Source organism: Chromobacterium violaceum ATCC 12472 (assembly GCF_000007705.1).
Lineage (GTDB): Bacteria > Pseudomonadota > Gammaproteobacteria > Burkholderiales > Chromobacteriaceae > Chromobacterium > Chromobacterium violaceum.
In genome coordinates this window covers 462,753-478,028 of sequence record NC_005085.1, presented here as the reverse complement: position 1 = coordinate 478,028, position 15,276 = coordinate 462,753, and the positions used below count along the sequence as shown (strand labels likewise).

Genomic DNA, 15,276 nt, shown 5'->3' with positions numbered 1-15,276 from the left:
AGATAAATCTACTTAGCACCCCTCCGCAGAGCGCCGCCGGTTCCCCTCATCCGGCCAGCCGCGGCTTGCGACGACGCCCCGCATCCCGTATCGTGCGCAACAGATTTTGAAGGACCGCCGATGACCGCCACCCCGCTTTACTGCGCCGAACCCGCCCGCCTCGACACCGCCCGCCGCCTGTGCGAGCGTTTCTCCCTGCCCCTGATCAAGCAGCGGCCGGCCGACGGCTACTGGCTGGAACTGGGATCGGAACGGCTGGAATTGCTGACCACCGGCAAGCACGGCGCGGTATACGCCGAATTCGTCGAGGGCGCGGCGCGCCACCGCCGCGAACAGGGCGGCGGCCGCGGCCAGCCGGTGGCCAAGGCGGTGGGACTGAAAGGCGCGAAGGATCTGCCTCATGTGGCGGACGCCACCGCCGGCCTGGGCCGCGACAGCTTCGTGCTGGCCACGCTGGGCTGCCGGGTGACGATGGTGGAACGCTCGCCGGTGGCGGCGGCGCTGCTGGCCGACGCGCTGGAGCGCGCCCAGCGCGACGAAACCACCCGCGACATCGCCGCGCGGATGACGCTGGTGCACGCCAACTCGCGCAACTGGCTGGCCGGTCTGACCGAAGCTCAACGTCCGGACGTGGTGTTCGTCGACCCGATGTTCCCCGACACCGACAAGAAGTCCGCCGCCGCCAAGAAGGACATGCAGGCCTTCCAGCAGGTGATAGGCGACGACATGGACAGCGCCGAGCTGCTGGCCGCCGCCATCGCCGCCGCCAGGGTGCGGGTGGTGGTGAAACGGCCGCGCCTGGGCGCGGCCATCGCCGGCGTGAAGCCGTCTGCGGTGCTGGACGGCAAATCCACCCGCTTCGACCTCTACGTGATCAAGGCGCTGGCCTCAGGCTGAGTGCGCCTCCAGGCTGTCCGGCGGCGCCTGGTGCCGGTCATGCATGCCATAATCGCGCAGCACCGCCGCCACCCGCAGCCGGTAATCGGCGAACAATCCTCCCCGCCCCGCCGCCTGCGCCATCCGGTGCGATTCCAGCTTGCGCCAGGCGGCAAGCGCCGCCTCGTCGCGCCAGAACGACAGCGACAGCAGTCTGTCCGGCCGATTCAGGCTCTGGAAGCGTTCGATGGAAACAAAACCGTCCATCGTCCCCAATTGTTCGGCCAGCCGCGCCGCCCGTTGCAGATAGCCGTCTCGGCCGCCATCGGCCAGCGTCACTTCGAAAATCACCGCGATCATCTTCGTTCTCCCGCGCCGAAGCGGCGCATCCTGACATTGGGCGGACCGCGAAAGGTGATGCCGCCGCCCAGCGCCCGCCAGTCCGGACGGATCTGTTCCAGTGCCTGCAGCGCGCCGCGGGCGGTGGCCAGGGCCAGCGCCTCGCCGGGGCAGGCATGCCGACCGCGGCCGAAGTCCATCGCCTGCTCCGGCGCCGCCGGATCGTGCGCGGCGGCGGCCAGCAACACCAGCACCTGGTCTCCGGCCCGCAACGGCTGTCCGGCCAACACCACGTCCTCTTCGACATAGCGCCGGGTATGGTGCAGCACGGGGTCTTGCCGCAAGCGCGCGCGCCACGCGGCCGGATCGGCATGATCCCACTTTTCTTTGCAGCGCCAGGCGATGGCGGCCGACAGCAGGCCCGCGCCGGCGTCGCGGCTCTGGAACAGGATGCCGAGCAGATTCGCGTACAGGCTGGCATCGTCCAGATCGGAGAACGCCGCCTGCCAGCGCTTCAGCCAGCCTTGCGCCGGCATGCCGGCGAGCTCGGCCAGCAAGGTCCGGCAAGCCTCCGAGCCCCGTCCGCGCGCCGCAGCGTCGGCATCGGCCGCCAAGGCTCGGCACACCCGCGCGATCCTGTCCGCCGCAGTGGCCAGCGCGGCTTCCGGCCAGCCCAGCAACGACGCCAGCGTGGCGACCGGCAGGAAATCGGCCAGCGCGTCCAGCCTGCGGCCATCCACCGCGCTGGTCGCCAAAAACGCCCGCGCCAGTCGCCGCGCCGTCTGTTCCGCCTCGTCGCAGCGCAAGGCCGCCAGGCCGGCGCCCACCGCGGTCCGCAAGCGGGCATGCGCGTCGCCGTCGCTCATCCGCAACCAGCGGCCGAACGCTTCTCCCAGCGCCGATCCGGCGCTGCCCGCCGGCACAGGCTCCCGCGCCGGCCGCACCCGGCAGGCCGGGCTGGCCAGCACCGCGTCCACCGCCTGGCGCGAGGCGGCCAGCCATAAGCCCAGCGCCTCGTCGCGCCGCCAACCATCCCGCGCCAATGCGCGGTAATAAGGATAAGGGTCGGGATGGCCTGCCGCGGCCAGCGCGTGCTCCGGCCATCCCTTCATGCCTCGCCTCCCAGGTATCGCCGCCGCGCGCCGTCGACGCAACGCGCGCGGGAGCTGGCCGCGCGCTCGTGCGGCGCGAACCATGCCTCCGTCTCGTCCAGCAGATCCACCGCCCGGCGCAACAAGGCCAGCTCGGGCTCCGGCAGCGCCGGCCGGGTCTGGCGATCGGTCAAGCGGTCGATCAAGTCCACCATCGCGCCCTTGGCCGCGATCTGCTCCACCTGGCCATGGCGGGTGCAGACGCCGTAGCTGCCTGCCAGGAAATGCGCCCATTCCTCGTCCAGGCCCCCGGCAGGCTCCGCGGCTGGCAGCCCTTGCTCCGCCAGCCGCGCCAGTTCCGTCCGGTAGCGCCGCTCGAAGCGCGCGCGCAGCGTCGCCGCGTCGGCATGGTCGGCGGCTATCAGCCACTCGGCCATCGCCTGCGGATACCAGGCCAGCTCGCCGTCCAGCGCCTGCTCGCCGAAATAGGACGTGACGGCGCCGGCGCAACGCAGGCGATAAGAAGGCAGCGGCGCGCGGCCTTCCCGCTGCAGCTCGGCCAGCCGCTCCGGCGCCAGGCCGCAGCGGAACAGCAGCTGCGGCTCGCTCAAGAAATAGGTGTGTAGATAATCCAGCAGGGCGCGCATGGCTCAACTCCTTGGCATGTCGTTCGAATGCCCGTATCGTAGCCGGCGAACCGCCACGATGTTTCACGCTGGAGTGAACCATGACCGACGCCCATCTCCCCGACATCAGCCGCCTGGCTAGCCTGCTGGCCGATCCCGGCCGCGCCCTCATGCTGCTGTTGATGCTGGACGGCCGCAGCTACCCGGCCAGCGAGCTGGCCCAGCATGCCGGCCTCAGCGCCCAGGCGGCCAGCAACCACCTGGCCAAGCTGCTGCAAGGCGGCGCGGTCAAGGTGGAGCAGCATGGCCGCCACCGCTACTACCTATTGGCCAACGCCGCCATCGCCCACGCGCTGGAAGCGCTGAGCGCCGCCGCCCACGGCGGCGACCTGGCCAGGCCGCGCGCGGCCAGCCGGGTGGCGCCGGAACTGCGGCTGGCGCGCACCTGCTACGACCACCTGGCGGGCCGGCTGGGCATCGCCATCGCCGACGCGATGCTGGAAAACGGATTGCTGTTGCTGGATGAGGACAGGCAGTTCGCGGTGACGGAGGCGGGCCGGGCCTGGTTCGCCGCGACGCTGGGCATCACTGCGCCGGCCGGCGGCAAGCGGCCGCTGGCGCGCGCCTGCCTGGACTGGAGCGAGCGGCGCCCGCACCTGGCCGGCGCGCTGGGCGCGGCATTGTGCCGGGAATTCCTGCAACAGAACTGGGTGGAGCGGCGGCGGGACAGCCGCGCGCTGCGCGTCACGCCGGCCGGGCAAGCCTTCCTGCGCCAGCAGTGGGGCATCCGGCCGGAAGCGCTGGCGGAATAGCCGCGGCGGCAGACTCAGGCGGTCAGCCGCTCGGCGAAGCCTTCCGGAATGGCGGGGCGGCCGCGCTCGTTGATCGCGGTGCCGATCACCAGGCCATCCAGCACCACCTTGCCGTCGGCCTCGCGCACCACCTGCTGGCGAAAGCCGAAGCGCACCCGCGACACCGGCTCGAAAGCCACGGTGACCGCGAAGCGGTCGCCGCTGGTCAGCGAGGCCTTGTAGTCCATCTCCGAGCGCACCACCACCAGGTTGATCTTGTCGCGCGCCAGCTGGGCGAAATCTATGCCCTTGGCCAGCAGAAACTCGTGCCGGGCGTGCTCCAGATAATTGAAATAGACGCCGTTGTTGACGATGCCCTGCATGTCGCACTCGTAGTCGCGCACTTTGAATTCAACGGAAAAGACTGACATCAAGCGGTTCCCTGTTTCGAAACGGTGAGGCGTCCGCCGCGGCGGACAAGCCGCTTGGACGCCGACGATGGCAGGGAGTTTCTCAGATAGGCGGCCGGGGAACCAGCGCCGCCATTCGGTTTCAGCGTTTGGGAAAGGCCGCCGGCGGCGCGGCTCGGCGCCATTCCACCTTGGGCGGCGCCTGCAGGGCGGTGCGGCCCAGCAGCCAGGCCAGCCAGTTCTCGTTGCCGGAAAAAATCATGACAGACGCCTCCAGCCATGGTGGCGCAAACGCTGCTCGACAGCGGTGGCGGAGCGGCGGCAGGCCAGCACCGGGATGCCCAGCGCGGCCGCGCGCTCGCGATAGTGCCGCATCACGTTGTGGCCGAGAAAATCGGTGAGCAGGATCAACACATCCGGCCGGCCGGGCAGCGCCGCCTTGCGCTGATGGGCGACGTTGCGGCCGCAGATATGGCGGGCGATGCGGATGTCGTACAGGCTCAGCACCTCCGGAATATTGCCCAGGCTATCGGCTCCCACCAGTAACGCCTCCATCTTGCCTCCTTGCCGCCTCGCGCGGAATCGGGTGATGGTTTGACTGTAAAGCGGCCTTCTAATCTCTCAAAGTAATAATAAATTTTATTTCAATATCAATTTGATATATAGAAGCGATGGAAGGTCAGATTGCTGGACAGCCCGCGGCAAACCCGCTACCCTGCCAGCCCCGCGCAGCCGCGCATAAGCTACTGATTTGTCTATACAAATGAATGCCGTTGTACTAGCCGTGGGCGCCATGCTCACCCTGACCCTGCTGCGCACCCACGTCGTCATCAGCCTGCTGATCGGCGCCCTGATCGGCGGCCTCGCCGGCGGGCTGTCGCTGCCCGCCACCCTCGCCGCCTTCAACCAGGGCATCACCGGCGGCGCCTCGGTGGCGCTGTCCTACGCCTTGCTGGGCGCCTTCGCCGTCGCCATCGCCAAGTCCGGCCTGCCGCACGCGATGGCCGATCTGGCGGTGAAGAAGCTGGAGCACGCCAGCGCCCACCGCAAGCTGAAATGGACGCTGATCGGACTGCTGGGCTGCGTCAGCGTCGCCAGCCAAAACCTGGTGCCCATCCACATCGCCTTCATTCCGATGCTGATCCCGCCGCTGCTGTACGTGATGGCGCGGCTGCAGCTGGACCGCCGGCTGATCGCCTGCGTGATCACCTTCGGCCTGGTGACGCCGTACATGGTGTTTCCGGTGGGCTTCGGCGACATCTACCTGAAGCAGATCCTGCTCGGCAACGCCGCCAAGGCCGGCATGGACACCTCGGGCATCAACGTGATGCATGCGATGGCGATCCCGGCGCTGGGCATGGTGGCGGGCCTGCTGTCGGCGGTGTTCGTCAGCTACCGCAAGCCGCGCCGCTACTCGCTGGGCAAGATCGAAAACGCCGAGCGCACCCACGCCCGCGTCAGCCGCAAATCGCTGGCCACCGCCTTCGCCGCCATCGTCGCCGCGTTCTCGGTGCAGCTGTACACCGACTCGATGATCATGGGCGCGCTGTCCGGCTTCCTGCTGTTCCTCGCCGCCGGCGTGGTGAAATGGAAGGACGCTGACGGCGTGTTCAACGAGGGAATGAAGATGATGGCGATGGTGGGCTTCACCATGATCACCGCCCAGGGCTTCGCCGAGGTGCTGCGCGCCAGCGGCGAGATCGCGCCGCTGGTCAAGGCAGGCGCGGCGCTGTTCGAAGGCCAGCGTTCGCTGGCGGCGCTGGCGATGCTGGCCATCGGCATGACGGTGACGCTGGGCATCGGCTCGTCGTTCTCCACCGTGCCCATCCTCACCGCCATCTACGTGCCGCTGTGCGCGCACCTGGGCTTCTCGCCGATGGCCACCGTGGCCATCATCGGCACCGCGGGCGCGCTCGGCGACGCCGGCTCGCCGGCGTCGGATTCGACGATGGGCCCGACCTCGGGCCTGAACCTGGACGGCCAGCACGACCACATCCGCGACACGGTGATCCCCACCTTCCTGCACTTCAACCTGCCGCTGATGACCGCCGGCTGGATCGCGGCGATGGTGTTGTAGAATGGCGGGCATGAACACCGAAAACGAAAACCGCGTCGAGGCGCTGGAAGTGCGCCTCGCCTTCCAGGACGAGCTGCTGGACGCGCTGAACGCCACCGTCGCGCGCCAGCAGAAGGAAATCGACCTGCTGCAGCAGCAGATCCGCCTGCTGTACCAGCAGTTCAGAAACGCGCAGCCGGACGACGCGCCCGGCGGTTCGCTGCGCGACGACATCCCGCCGCACTACTGAGCGCGCTCCCGCTCTCGGCAATGCCGGCAGGCGCATCCCGCGCCGCCGGCCGCCCTCCGCCGTCTCCTGCCGCCTGACGAACGCCGCCGCATGCCCGCGGCGGACGCCTTCACTTCCGCCTTATCGGGAAAACAGCTTTTCAAATACGAAATCTTGCAGACAAATGCATCGATATACCTGCATTTATAGGATATTTTCCGGCACAAATCGGCTGTCCGACATCACAGTACCAAGACGCGGCCGCCAGCGGTAGGCTGGTCCCACTTTCCGCCGCCCCTGCGGCGCCCACCCGGCCATGGAGACCCGCGATGAGCACGCCATTCCACCGCCCCGCCCTCTGCTGTTGACCAACCCCAACGCAGGAGTAAACGACATGGCACACAGCACCGCAGTCAACGTTCCCGCCAAGCAGGCAATCGAGGCCGCCAACGGCGTCATCAAACAGCTGAAGGAATACCAGTCGAAAAACTGGGCGATCGGCCTGAACGGCGACAACCTGGCGCCGGACAGCTTCCTGGCCTTCTTCACCGAGCGCCAGCTGCCGTTCGCCTACTATGTCCGCGCCCAGGGCGTCAGCGTCGGCGAGCCGTCGGCCTACCAGATCAACATCGACACGCTGAACCACTATATCGGCCTGATCCGCAGCGCCGAAGGCATCGCCGTGCACGGCGCGATCACGCAGTTGAACCACTACAAGGCCAATAATTGGGCAATCGGCCTGAACGGCAGCACGCTGCAGCCGGACGACTTCCTGCCCTTCTTCGACACCCGCGGCGTGGCGTTCGCCTACTACGTGCGCAGCGGCGGCGTCGAACTGGGCACCCCAGCCGCCTACGACAACAATATCCGGGCGCTGCAGCAGTACCTGGACAATCTGTAAGCCGCCCGTTCCCGCCCCGCCGGCTCCCGCCGCGGGGCGGCTTGCTGCCATCAATCCCGCTTGCGCCGCCGCGACACTGTCGCCTCGATGTTCTTGCGGCCGATCAGCTTGACCGGCTCCGGCATCGCCGGCGTTGCCGCCGCCCCTAGCCACTTGTACATCACCAGGCAGTCCACCAGACCGTGCGCGGCATGGCGGTAGGCGCGCGGCAGGCGGCCGACGACGTCGAAACCCAGCTTCTGCCACAGCGCCACCGCCGCCGCGTTGGTGGCCACCACGCTGTTGAACTGCAGCGCCAGAAACCCCCGCTCCCGCGCGCGTTGCTGCGAATGCTCGCACATCGCGCGGGCCACGCCCTTGCCGCGCGCCGCCGGCGCCACCATGTAGCCGCAGTTGCCGACGTGGCCGCCGGGCCCGGCGGCATTGGCCTTGAGAAAATAACTGCCCAGCAGCTGGCCATCCTCCTCCGCCAACCAGGTTTCCAACGGCGCCTCGCACCACAGCCTGCGCGCCGCCTCCTGGTCCATGTCCGGGTCGAAGGCGTAGGTCTCGCGGGCGGACACCACCTCATGGAATACCGGCCAGAATGCCGCGAAATCGCGCGGCTCCATCAATCTGATCTGCATCTGTTTTTCCGATTATCAACACTCAAGGGGTGGGCTGCGGCTTGCTGGCAGGCCGGCTCATGCCGCCCGACAATAGACTGGCGCCGGCGATCAGCGCGCCGCCCAGCCACTCCTGCGGCGACATCCTCTCGCCGGCCAGCAGGTAGGCCGACGCCGCGGCGAACACCAGCTCCATCAGCATCAGCGTCATCGCCTGGGTGGCCGGCAGGATGGACAGGCCATGCTGCGACACCACGCTGGTGCACAACAGCACCACGCCCAGGATGGACAGCACCAGCCAGCTCTCGGCCGGGATGTCCAGCATCCTGGGCAGCTCGCCGCTCTTCAGCAGACTGCACGCGCCGATCAGCGCCACGCCGAACCACACCGTCGCCGACTTCACCGGCACCGGGATGCCGTGCGACTTGCGGCTGATCACATTGCCCAGCGCAAAGGCCATGCCGCCGGACAGCGCCAGCCACTCGTAGCGCTGGCTCAGCGGCAGCTCGCCGGCGAACAGCCCCGGCCGGTAGATGAACACGCAACAGCCGAGCAGCGACAAGCCCACCACCGCCCAGCCGCGGCGGGTCAGGTGCTCGTGCAGCAGCAGCCGCGACAGCAGCGCCGTCCACAGCGGCGACAGGTAAAACAGCAGCAGCACCCGCATCACCTGCCCCTCGGCCACCGCCATGGTGTAGCTGAAATTGCACCAGCCGAACAACAGCGTCAGCAGCAGCAGCACCGGTTCGAAATGGAACTGGCGCCGGTACAGCTTGAAGAACAAGGTCAGGCCGGCGGCGATGGTGATCAGGTAGGTGGCCAGCGAAGCCATGGGCACGCTGACGCCCTGGGCGTTGAGGCTGCGGAACGGATACCACATCAGCCCCCACACCAACGCGGTGGTGAGGATGCCGGAGGTGGCGACGATTTTTTGTTTTACAGGTGTCATGGCTGTTCTTAAGATGGTCGATTGCCCGTGCCGAATTTCGATGGAGACGCCGCTTTGAATCCCCGCCTGGACCAATTGCATCCCTACCCGTTCCAGCGCCTGGCGGCGCTGCTGGCAGACGCCAAGCCGCCGGCGTCGCTGCCGCACATCAGCCTGGCGATGGGCGAGCCCAAGCATCCGGCGCCGCAACTGGTGAAGGACGCGCTGTGCGCCAATCTCGCCGGCCTGTCCGGCTATCCGGCCACCCAGGGCACGCCGGCGCTGCGCCAAGCCTGCGCCGACTGGGCCGAACGCCGCTACGGCGTGCGTCTGGACCCGGCGAGCGAGGTGCTGCCGGTCAACGGCAGCCGCGAGGCGCTGTTCTCGCTGACCCAGTGCCTGATCGACGCCGGCGGCGCGGCCAAACCGGTGGTGGTGTCTCCCAATCCCTTTTACCAGATTTACGAGGGCGCGGCACTGCTGGCCGGCGCCGAGCCCCATTACCTGAACTGCGAGGCGGAGAACCGCTTCCAGCCGGACTGGGACGGCGTGCCGGATGAGGTGTGGCGGCGCGCCCAGCTGGTGATCGTGTGCAGCCCCGGCAACCCCACCGGCGCGGTGATGGACCTGGCCGCCTGGGACAAGCTGTTCGCGCTGTCGGACCGCTACGGCTTCGTCATCGCCAGCGACGAATGCTATTCCGAAATCTACTTCGACCAGCCGCCGCTGGGCGGCCTGTCCGCCGCGCGCGCGCTCGGCCGCGGCCTCGAGCGCCTGGTGATGCTGACCAGCCTGTCCAAACGCTCCAACGTGCCCGGCATGCGCTCCGGCTTCGTCGCCGGCGACGCGGCCATCCTGAAACAATTCCTGCTCTACCGCACCTACCACGGCAGCGCGATGAGCCTGACGGTGCAAGCCGCCAGCGTCGCCGCCTGGAACGACGAGGCCCACGTCGAGTCCAACCGGGCCGCCTACGCCGCCAAGTTCGCCGCCGTGCTGCCGCTGCTGCAGCCGGTTCTCGAGGTGGAGAGGCCGGAAGCCGGCTTCTACCTGTGGGCGAAGGTGCCGGACGGCGACGACGCGGCCTTCGCCCGCGCGCTGTTCCAGCAGCGGCACGTGACGGTGCTGCCAGGCAGCTATCTGGCCCGCGACGCCCACGGCGCCAATCCCGGCCGCGGCTATGTGCGCATCGCGCTGGTGGCGGAACAGGCGGAATGCGTGGCCGCCGCGCAAAGGATTGTAGAATTCACCCAGACCCAGCGCGCCGCGACGCCGGCGTAAGCACCCGCCACAGGATCCAGAATTACCAATGACGACTTCGATTCACATTGCCAAAGGACTGAACCAGATGCATCCGATCCAGAGCCTGATCGAACAGGCATTCGAAAACCGCGCAGAGATCACCCCCGCCACCGTATCGCCGGAGCTGAAGGCGGCCATCGAGCAGGTGATAACCGAGCTGGACAACGGCCACCTGCGCGTCGCCGAGAAAAACGGCGCGGAATGGGTGGTCAACCAGTGGGTGAAGAAGGCGGTGCTGCTGTCCTTCCGCATCCGCGACAACGCGGTGCAGGACGACGGCGTCAACCGCTACTTCGACAAGGTGGACACCAAGTTCGCCGACTGGAGCCAGGCCCGCTTCCAGGAAGCCGGCTTCCGCGTGGTGCCGGGCGCGGTGGCGCGCAAGGGCAGCTTCATCGCCAAGAACACCGTGCTGATGCCGTCCTACGTCAACATCGGCGCCTACGTCGACGAAGGCACCATGGTGGATACCTGGGCCACCGTCGGCTCCTGCGCCCAGATCGGCAAAAATGTTCACCTGTCCGGCGGCGTCGGCATCGGCGGCGTGCTGGAGCCGCTGCAGGCCAATCCGACCATCATCGAGGACAACTGCTTCATCGGCGCGCGTTCGGAAATCGTCGAGGGCGTGATCGTCGGCGAGGGCTCGGTGATCTCGATGGGCGTCTACATCGGCCAGTCCACCAAGATCTACGACCGAGAAACCGGCGAGGTGATGTATGGCCGCGTGCCGCCGGGCTCGGTGGTGGTGTCCGGCAACCTGCCGTCCAAGGACGGCAGCCACAGCCTGTACTGCGCCGTCATCGTCAAGAAGGTGGACGCGCAAACCCGCAGCAAGACCAGCATCAACGAACTGCTGCGCGGCGTGTGACATCGTCGGGGGCGCCCTCCCGGCGCCCCTCGCCGGCCGCGGACCGATCGCCGTTCGCGGCCGGTGTGCCATTATGGCAACACCTCTGCCCATCTTGTCATGACAATGCCATTGAAATGCGGCGATTTTGCACTCCGTAACATAGCGATATTTGGCGCGCCGCCGTCAACGCTATAGAATCCAGCTATTCGAGACCGGATAGTACGCTACCGCAAATCCCGACCGGCGAGCCGGCGGCAGAGTGGCGGCTCCGCCTCGCCCGCGTCGCGGCCCGCTCAGCCCCGGGGGCGATCTCGGTTGAATTTCGCCGTCTCAGCGGGGTCAGACATCTGCCCCCTCTTTCAAGCTGTTTGGAATTTTCGTGTCCACAGACAACTTCATCGAATTCAGGAACGTCAGCTTCGCCTACGGCGACCGGCCCATCCTGAAGAACCTTACTCTCAGCGTGCCGCGCGGCAAGCTGGTCGCCGTCATGGGCGGCAGCGGCAGCGGCAAGACCACGCTGCTGAGGCTGATTTCCGGCCAGATCCGTCCGCAGTCGGGCGAAGTGCTGGTCGACGGCCGCGACATCGCGCGGATGAGCCAAGCCGAGCTGTACCAGCATCGCCGCCGCATGGGCATGCTGTTCCAGTTCGGCGCGCTGTTCACCGACCTGTCGGTCGCCGACAACGTCGCCTTCCCGCTGCGCGAGCACACCAGGCTGCCGGAAAGCATGATCCGGGACCTCGTCACCATGAAGCTGGAGGCGGTGGGCCTGCGCGGCACCCAGAAGCTGATGCCGGCGGAGCTGTCGGGCGGCATGGCCCGCCGCGTCGCGCTGGCGCGCGCGATCGCGCTCGATCCGCAGCTGATGCTGTACGACGAGCCCTTCACCGGCCTGGACCCGATCTCGCTGGGCGTGATCGCGCTGCTGATCAAGAAGCTGAACGACGCGCTGGGCACCACCTCGGTGATGGTCACCCACGACGTGCATCAGTCGCTGGCCATCGTCGACCACGTGCTGTTCGTCGCGGGCGGCCGGATCATCGCCCAGGGCACGCCCGACGAGGTGCGCGGCTCCGATTCGCCCTGGGTGCGGCAGTTCATCAACGGCGAGGCCGACGGCCCGGTGCACTACAATTTCCCCGCCGCCACCTCGCTGGCGGCCGATCTGGGTCTGCAAGGAGGCGGGCATGCTTGATTTTCTGACCTCGCCGCTGCGCCGCCTCGGCCACCTCACCGTCAACGCCGTCTGGCGGCTGGGCTTCGCCAGCCGCTTCCTGGCGGCCATCCTGCTCAACAGCGGCCAGAGCCTGCTGCGGCTGCAGATGACCATACGCGAGATCTACTTCGCCGGCGTGATGTCGCTGATCATCATCGTGGTGTCCGGCCTGTTCGTCGGCATGGTGCTGGGCCTGCAGGGCTACACCACGCTGGCCAAGTTCGGCTCCGCCGACGCGCTGGGCGCGATGGTGGCGCTGGCGCTGCTGCGCGAGCTGGGCCCGGTGCTGGCCGCGCTGCTGTTCGCCAGCCGCGCCGGCAGCGCGATGACCGCGGAAATCGGCCTGATGAAGACCACCGAGCAGCTGGACGCGATGAGCGTGATGGCGGTCAATCCGATGGCGCGCGTGATCGCGCCGCGCTTCTGGGCCGGCGTCGTCTCCATGCCCATCCTGGCCGCGCTGTTCAATGTGGTCGGCATCTTCGGCGGCTACCTGGTCGGCGTGGTGATGATAGGCCTGGACGCCGGGACGTTCTGGTCGCAGATGCAGGGCAACGTCGACCTGCACTACGACGTGGTCAACGGCATCATCAAGAGCCTGGTGTTCGGCATCGCCGTGACGCTGATCGCCGTGTTCGAAGGCTACGACGCCACCCCGACCGCCGCCGGCGTGTCGGCCGCCACCACCCGCACCGTGGTCACCTCGGCGCTGGTGATCCTGGCGCTGGACTTCGTGCTGACCGCCTTCATGTTCTAGGAAAAAAACCAATGAAACGCTCTACCATTGATTTGTGGGTCGGCATCTTTGTCGCCCTCGGCATCGCCGCCGTCGTCTTCCTGTCGCTGAAGGTGGCCAACCTGACGCCGCAGAGCGCGTCGCAGACCTATGTCGTCTACGCCGACTTCGACAACGTCGGCGGCCTGAAGGTGAAGGCGCCGGTCAAGGAAGCCGGCGTGCTGGTGGGCCGCGTGTCCGACATCCGCCTGGATCCAAAGACCTACCGCGCCCGCGTCGCGCTGAACATCGACAAGCAATACCAGCTCAGCGACGACGTCAGCGCCTCGATCCTGACCTCCGGCCTGCTGGGCGAGCAGTACATCGGCTTGCAGCAGGGCGGCTCGGAGAACAATCTGGCGCCCGGCGGCACCATCACCATCACCTCGTCGGCGCTGGTGCTGGAACAGTTGATCGGTAAATTCATGACCGGATTTACCGGCAAAGACGCAAGCAAATAGCGTCGCAAGCGGGGCCAACCCTCCTCGCGGCACCGTGTGCCGCCCGACTCGTGAAAAATGGAATGTCGCAAATGAAGAAACTGCTTACCCTGTTCTGTCTGATGCTGGGCCTGTCCTCCACCCAGGCGCTGGCCGCCGCCGACAACCCGGTCGAGCTGATCAAGGACGGCTCGCGCCAGGTGCTGGACGTCCTGAAGCAGGACAACGGCAAAAACACCAAGCAGGTGCGCCAGCAGGCCGAGGCCATCGCCGTGCCGCTGTTCGACTTCCCGCGCATGACCGCGCTGGCGGTCGGCCTGGGTTGGCGCCAGGCCACCCCGGAGCAGCGCAATGAGCTGACCCAGCAGTTCCAGACCCTGCTGGTGCGCACCTACTCCACCACCATGACCCGCTTCAAGACCGCCCAGGTCAGCGTGCAGCCCAATCCGGTGTCCGGCGCCAACGGCAAGGACGTGACCGTGAAGTCCAGCGTCACCCTTCCGGGCAACGCCAATCCGGTGGCCGTCGACTACGTGCTGAACAAGGGCGACAAGGGCTGGAAGATCTACAACGTCAGCGTGGAGGGCGCCAGCCTGGTGACCGTGTACCGCAACAGCTTCAACGAGGAGATCCGCAAGAACGGCGTGGACGGCCTGATCAAGCTGCTGCAGGACAAGAACGCCGCGCCGGCTCCCGCCGCCGCGTCCGCAGCCAAGGGCAAGGGCTGATGCTGAGCGTCACCTCGCCCGGCGCGGCCAGCCTGTCCGGCCGCATCGACATGGCCAGCTGCGCGTCGCTGGCGCGCCCGCTGGCCCAGCTGGCCGCCCAAGGGCCGCTCCGGCTGGACCTGTCAGGCATCGAGGCCGCGGACTCCGCCGCGCTGGCGCTATTGCTGTCGGCGCGCCGCGCCGCGGAAGGCGCCGGCCACGCGCTGACGCTGTCCGGCATCCCCGCCGGCCTGGCCACGCTGGCCGGCTTGTACAATCTCGAACCTTTGCTTCGCGCTGGAGACTGACCATGCGCCCCGCCAAACTCCTGGCCGCCGCCAGCCTGCTGGCTCTGGCCGGCTGCGCCAGCCACCCCACCGCCGCCTACGACCCGTACGAGCCGTACAACCGCGCGATGTTCACTGTCAACGACAAGGCGGACCAGTGGGTGCTGAAGCCGGCGGCGCAAGGCTACCAGGCCGTGGTGCCGTCGCCGATCCGCACCGGCGTCAGCAACTTCTTCGACAACCTGAAGGACGTCTACAGCTTCGCGTTCAACGTCCTGCGCGCCGACCCGGAAAAGGCCGCCAACGACTTCATGCGCGTGGCGATGAACACCGGCTTCGGCCTGTTCGGCCTGATCGACATCGCCGATCAAGCCGGCCTGAAGAACAACAAAACCACGCTGGGCGACGTGATGGCCTCCTGGGGCTGGAAGAGCAGCAACTATTTCGTGATGCCCTTCTTCGGTCCGTCCACGGTGCGCGACAGCACCGGCCTGGCCACCTCGCTGGTCGGTCCCGGACCGGAGAAGCTGGTCTACCACAACACCAACGAGGCGATCGCCTTCTACGGCGTCTACGGCGTCAGCACCCGCGCCAAGTATCTGGGCGCGGAGAACGTGCTGGACACCGCCGCGGTGGACCGCTACAGCTACACCCGCGACTTGTACATGCAGATGCGGGCCAAGCAGCTGGGCCAGCCGGATCCGACCCAGCCGGTGGACAACTTCAATCTGGACGATCTGATGAGCGGCGGCGACAGCTCCGCCCCGGCGGCGGAGCGCAAAGCCGCCCCGGCGGAAGCTTCCGCGCCCGCTGCGGCCATCGCCGCGTCGGCCGCGCAATAAGC

At 67.7% G+C, this 15,276-nt stretch carries 20 protein-coding genes; 13 read left to right on the top strand and 7 right to left on the bottom strand.

Annotated features, from left to right (window positions below; translation table 11 throughout):
* The first annotated feature begins 120 nt into the window (after positions 1-120).
* Complete coding sequence (locus tag CV_RS02260) at positions 121-897, top strand: class I SAM-dependent methyltransferase (protein ID WP_011134018.1); 777 nt, start codon at positions 121-123, stop codon at positions 895-897.
* Here CV_RS02260 and CV_RS02255 read toward each other — a convergent pair.
* From CV_RS02255 to CV_RS22005, 3 genes are read right to left on the bottom strand one after another with little or no spacing between them, the layout of a single operon-like run.
* Positions 889-1,236: an antibiotic biosynthesis monooxygenase family protein gene (locus CV_RS02255; RefSeq protein ID WP_011134017.1), complete on the bottom strand. Its 348-nt coding sequence runs from the start codon at positions 1,234-1,236 to the stop codon at positions 889-891. The genes CV_RS02260 and CV_RS02255 overlap by 9 nt on opposite strands.
* Positions 1,233-2,327, bottom strand: coding sequence for a cytochrome P450 (locus tag CV_RS02250; protein ID WP_011134016.1), 1,095 nt, complete (start codon positions 2,325-2,327; stop codon positions 1,233-1,235). Before CV_RS02250 ends, CV_RS02255 begins: the two co-directional genes overlap by 4 nt.
* Entirely contained in the window at positions 2,324-2,953 is a 630-nt protein-coding gene (locus CV_RS22005; protein WP_011134015.1) for a DUF6058 family natural product biosynthesis protein, read from the bottom strand. Before CV_RS22005 ends, CV_RS02250 begins: the two co-directional genes overlap by 4 nt.
* 80 nt (positions 2,954-3,033) lie before the next feature.
* On the opposite strand from CV_RS22005, the gene CV_RS02240 reads away from it, so the two are divergent.
* Positions 3,034-3,744, top strand: a complete 711-nt coding sequence (locus CV_RS02240; protein ID WP_011134014.1) for an ArsR/SmtB family transcription factor — start codon at positions 3,034-3,036, stop codon at positions 3,742-3,744.
* Between the two features lie 14 nt (positions 3,745-3,758).
* Here the strand turns inward: CV_RS02240 and CV_RS02235 are convergent, their stop codons facing one another.
* The gene (locus CV_RS02235) at positions 3,759-4,154 is read right to left on the bottom strand and encodes an acyl-CoA thioesterase (RefSeq protein ID WP_011134013.1); all 396 of its coding nucleotides are present in this window, start codon (positions 4,152-4,154) and stop codon (positions 3,759-3,761) included.
* A 237-nt stretch (positions 4,155-4,391) separates the two neighbouring features.
* Positions 4,392-4,688: a DUF2325 domain-containing protein gene (locus CV_RS02230; protein ID WP_011134012.1), complete on the bottom strand. Its 297-nt coding sequence runs from the start codon at positions 4,686-4,688 to the stop codon at positions 4,392-4,394.
* Positions 4,689-4,896: 208 nt separating this feature from the next.
* Here CV_RS02230 and CV_RS02225 point away from each other — a divergent pair, with 208 nt between their 5' ends.
* The 3 genes from CV_RS02225 to CV_RS02215 all read left to right on the top strand — a co-directional run bounded on the left by CV_RS02225 (position 4,897) and on the right by CV_RS02215 (position 7,319).
* Positions 4,897-6,210 (top strand): Na+/H+ antiporter family protein, encoded by a 1,314-nt coding sequence (locus tag CV_RS02225; protein WP_011134011.1) that lies wholly within the window; start codon positions 4,897-4,899, stop codon positions 6,208-6,210.
* 10 nt (positions 6,211-6,220) lie between these two features.
* A complete protein-coding gene (locus CV_RS02220) occupies positions 6,221-6,439 on the top strand; it encodes a SlyX family protein (RefSeq protein WP_043597165.1) in 219 nt (72 codons plus the stop codon).
* 373 nt (positions 6,440-6,812) lie between these two features.
* A complete protein-coding gene (locus CV_RS02215; protein ID WP_011134009.1) occupies positions 6,813-7,319 on the top strand; it encodes a hypothetical protein in 507 nt (168 codons plus the stop codon).
* 50 nt (positions 7,320-7,369) lie between these two features.
* Here the strand turns inward: CV_RS02215 and CV_RS02210 are convergent, their stop codons facing one another.
* Together CV_RS02210 and CV_RS02205 are read right to left on the bottom strand one after the other, a co-directional pair.
* Positions 7,370-7,945, bottom strand: a complete 576-nt coding sequence (locus CV_RS02210) for a GNAT family N-acetyltransferase (protein WP_043595318.1) — start codon at positions 7,943-7,945, stop codon at positions 7,370-7,372.
* A gap of 22 nt (positions 7,946-7,967) precedes the next feature.
* Positions 7,968-8,873, bottom strand: a complete 906-nt coding sequence (locus CV_RS02205; RefSeq protein ID WP_011134007.1) for a DMT family transporter — start codon at positions 8,871-8,873, stop codon at positions 7,968-7,970.
* Positions 8,874-8,927: 54 nt separating this feature from the next.
* On the opposite strand from CV_RS02205, the gene dapC reads away from it, so the two are divergent.
* The 8 genes from dapC (at position 8,928) to CV_RS02165 (ending at position 15,274) form a co-directional block, all read left to right on the top strand.
* A complete protein-coding gene (gene dapC / locus CV_RS02200; protein ID WP_011134006.1) occupies positions 8,928-10,133 on the top strand; it encodes a succinyldiaminopimelate transaminase in 1,206 nt (401 codons plus the stop codon).
* A 67-nt stretch (positions 10,134-10,200) separates the two neighbouring features.
* Complete coding sequence (gene dapD / locus CV_RS02195) at positions 10,201-11,022, top strand: 2,3,4,5-tetrahydropyridine-2,6-dicarboxylate N-succinyltransferase (RefSeq protein ID WP_011134005.1); 822 nt, start codon at positions 10,201-10,203, stop codon at positions 11,020-11,022.
* Positions 11,023-11,383: 361 nt separating this feature from the next.
* Positions 11,384-12,202 (top strand): ABC transporter ATP-binding protein, encoded by an 819-nt coding sequence (locus CV_RS02190; RefSeq protein WP_011134004.1) that lies wholly within the window; start codon positions 11,384-11,386, stop codon positions 12,200-12,202.
* Positions 12,195-12,980, top strand: a complete 786-nt coding sequence (gene mlaE / locus CV_RS02185) for a lipid asymmetry maintenance ABC transporter permease subunit MlaE (protein WP_043595315.1) — start codon at positions 12,195-12,197, stop codon at positions 12,978-12,980. The genes CV_RS02190 and mlaE overlap by 8 nt, the downstream gene beginning before the upstream one ends.
* A gap of 11 nt (positions 12,981-12,991) precedes the next feature.
* On the top strand, positions 12,992-13,459 hold the full coding sequence (gene mlaD, locus CV_RS02180; protein WP_011134002.1) for an outer membrane lipid asymmetry maintenance protein MlaD: 468 nt from the start codon (positions 12,992-12,994) through the stop codon (positions 13,457-13,459).
* Positions 13,460-13,530: 71 nt separating this feature from the next.
* Positions 13,531-14,166, top strand: coding sequence for an MlaC/ttg2D family ABC transporter substrate-binding protein (locus CV_RS02175; protein WP_011134001.1), 636 nt, complete (start codon positions 13,531-13,533; stop codon positions 14,164-14,166).
* Positions 14,166-14,453, top strand: coding sequence for an STAS domain-containing protein (locus CV_RS02170; protein ID WP_011134000.1), 288 nt, complete (start codon positions 14,166-14,168; stop codon positions 14,451-14,453). Before CV_RS02175 ends, CV_RS02170 begins: the two co-directional genes overlap by 1 nt.
* A gap of 2 nt (positions 14,454-14,455) precedes the next feature.
* Positions 14,456-15,274: an MlaA family lipoprotein gene (locus CV_RS02165; protein ID WP_011133999.1), complete on the top strand. Its 819-nt coding sequence runs from the start codon at positions 14,456-14,458 to the stop codon at positions 15,272-15,274.
* Positions 15,275-15,276 lie beyond the last annotated feature (2 nt).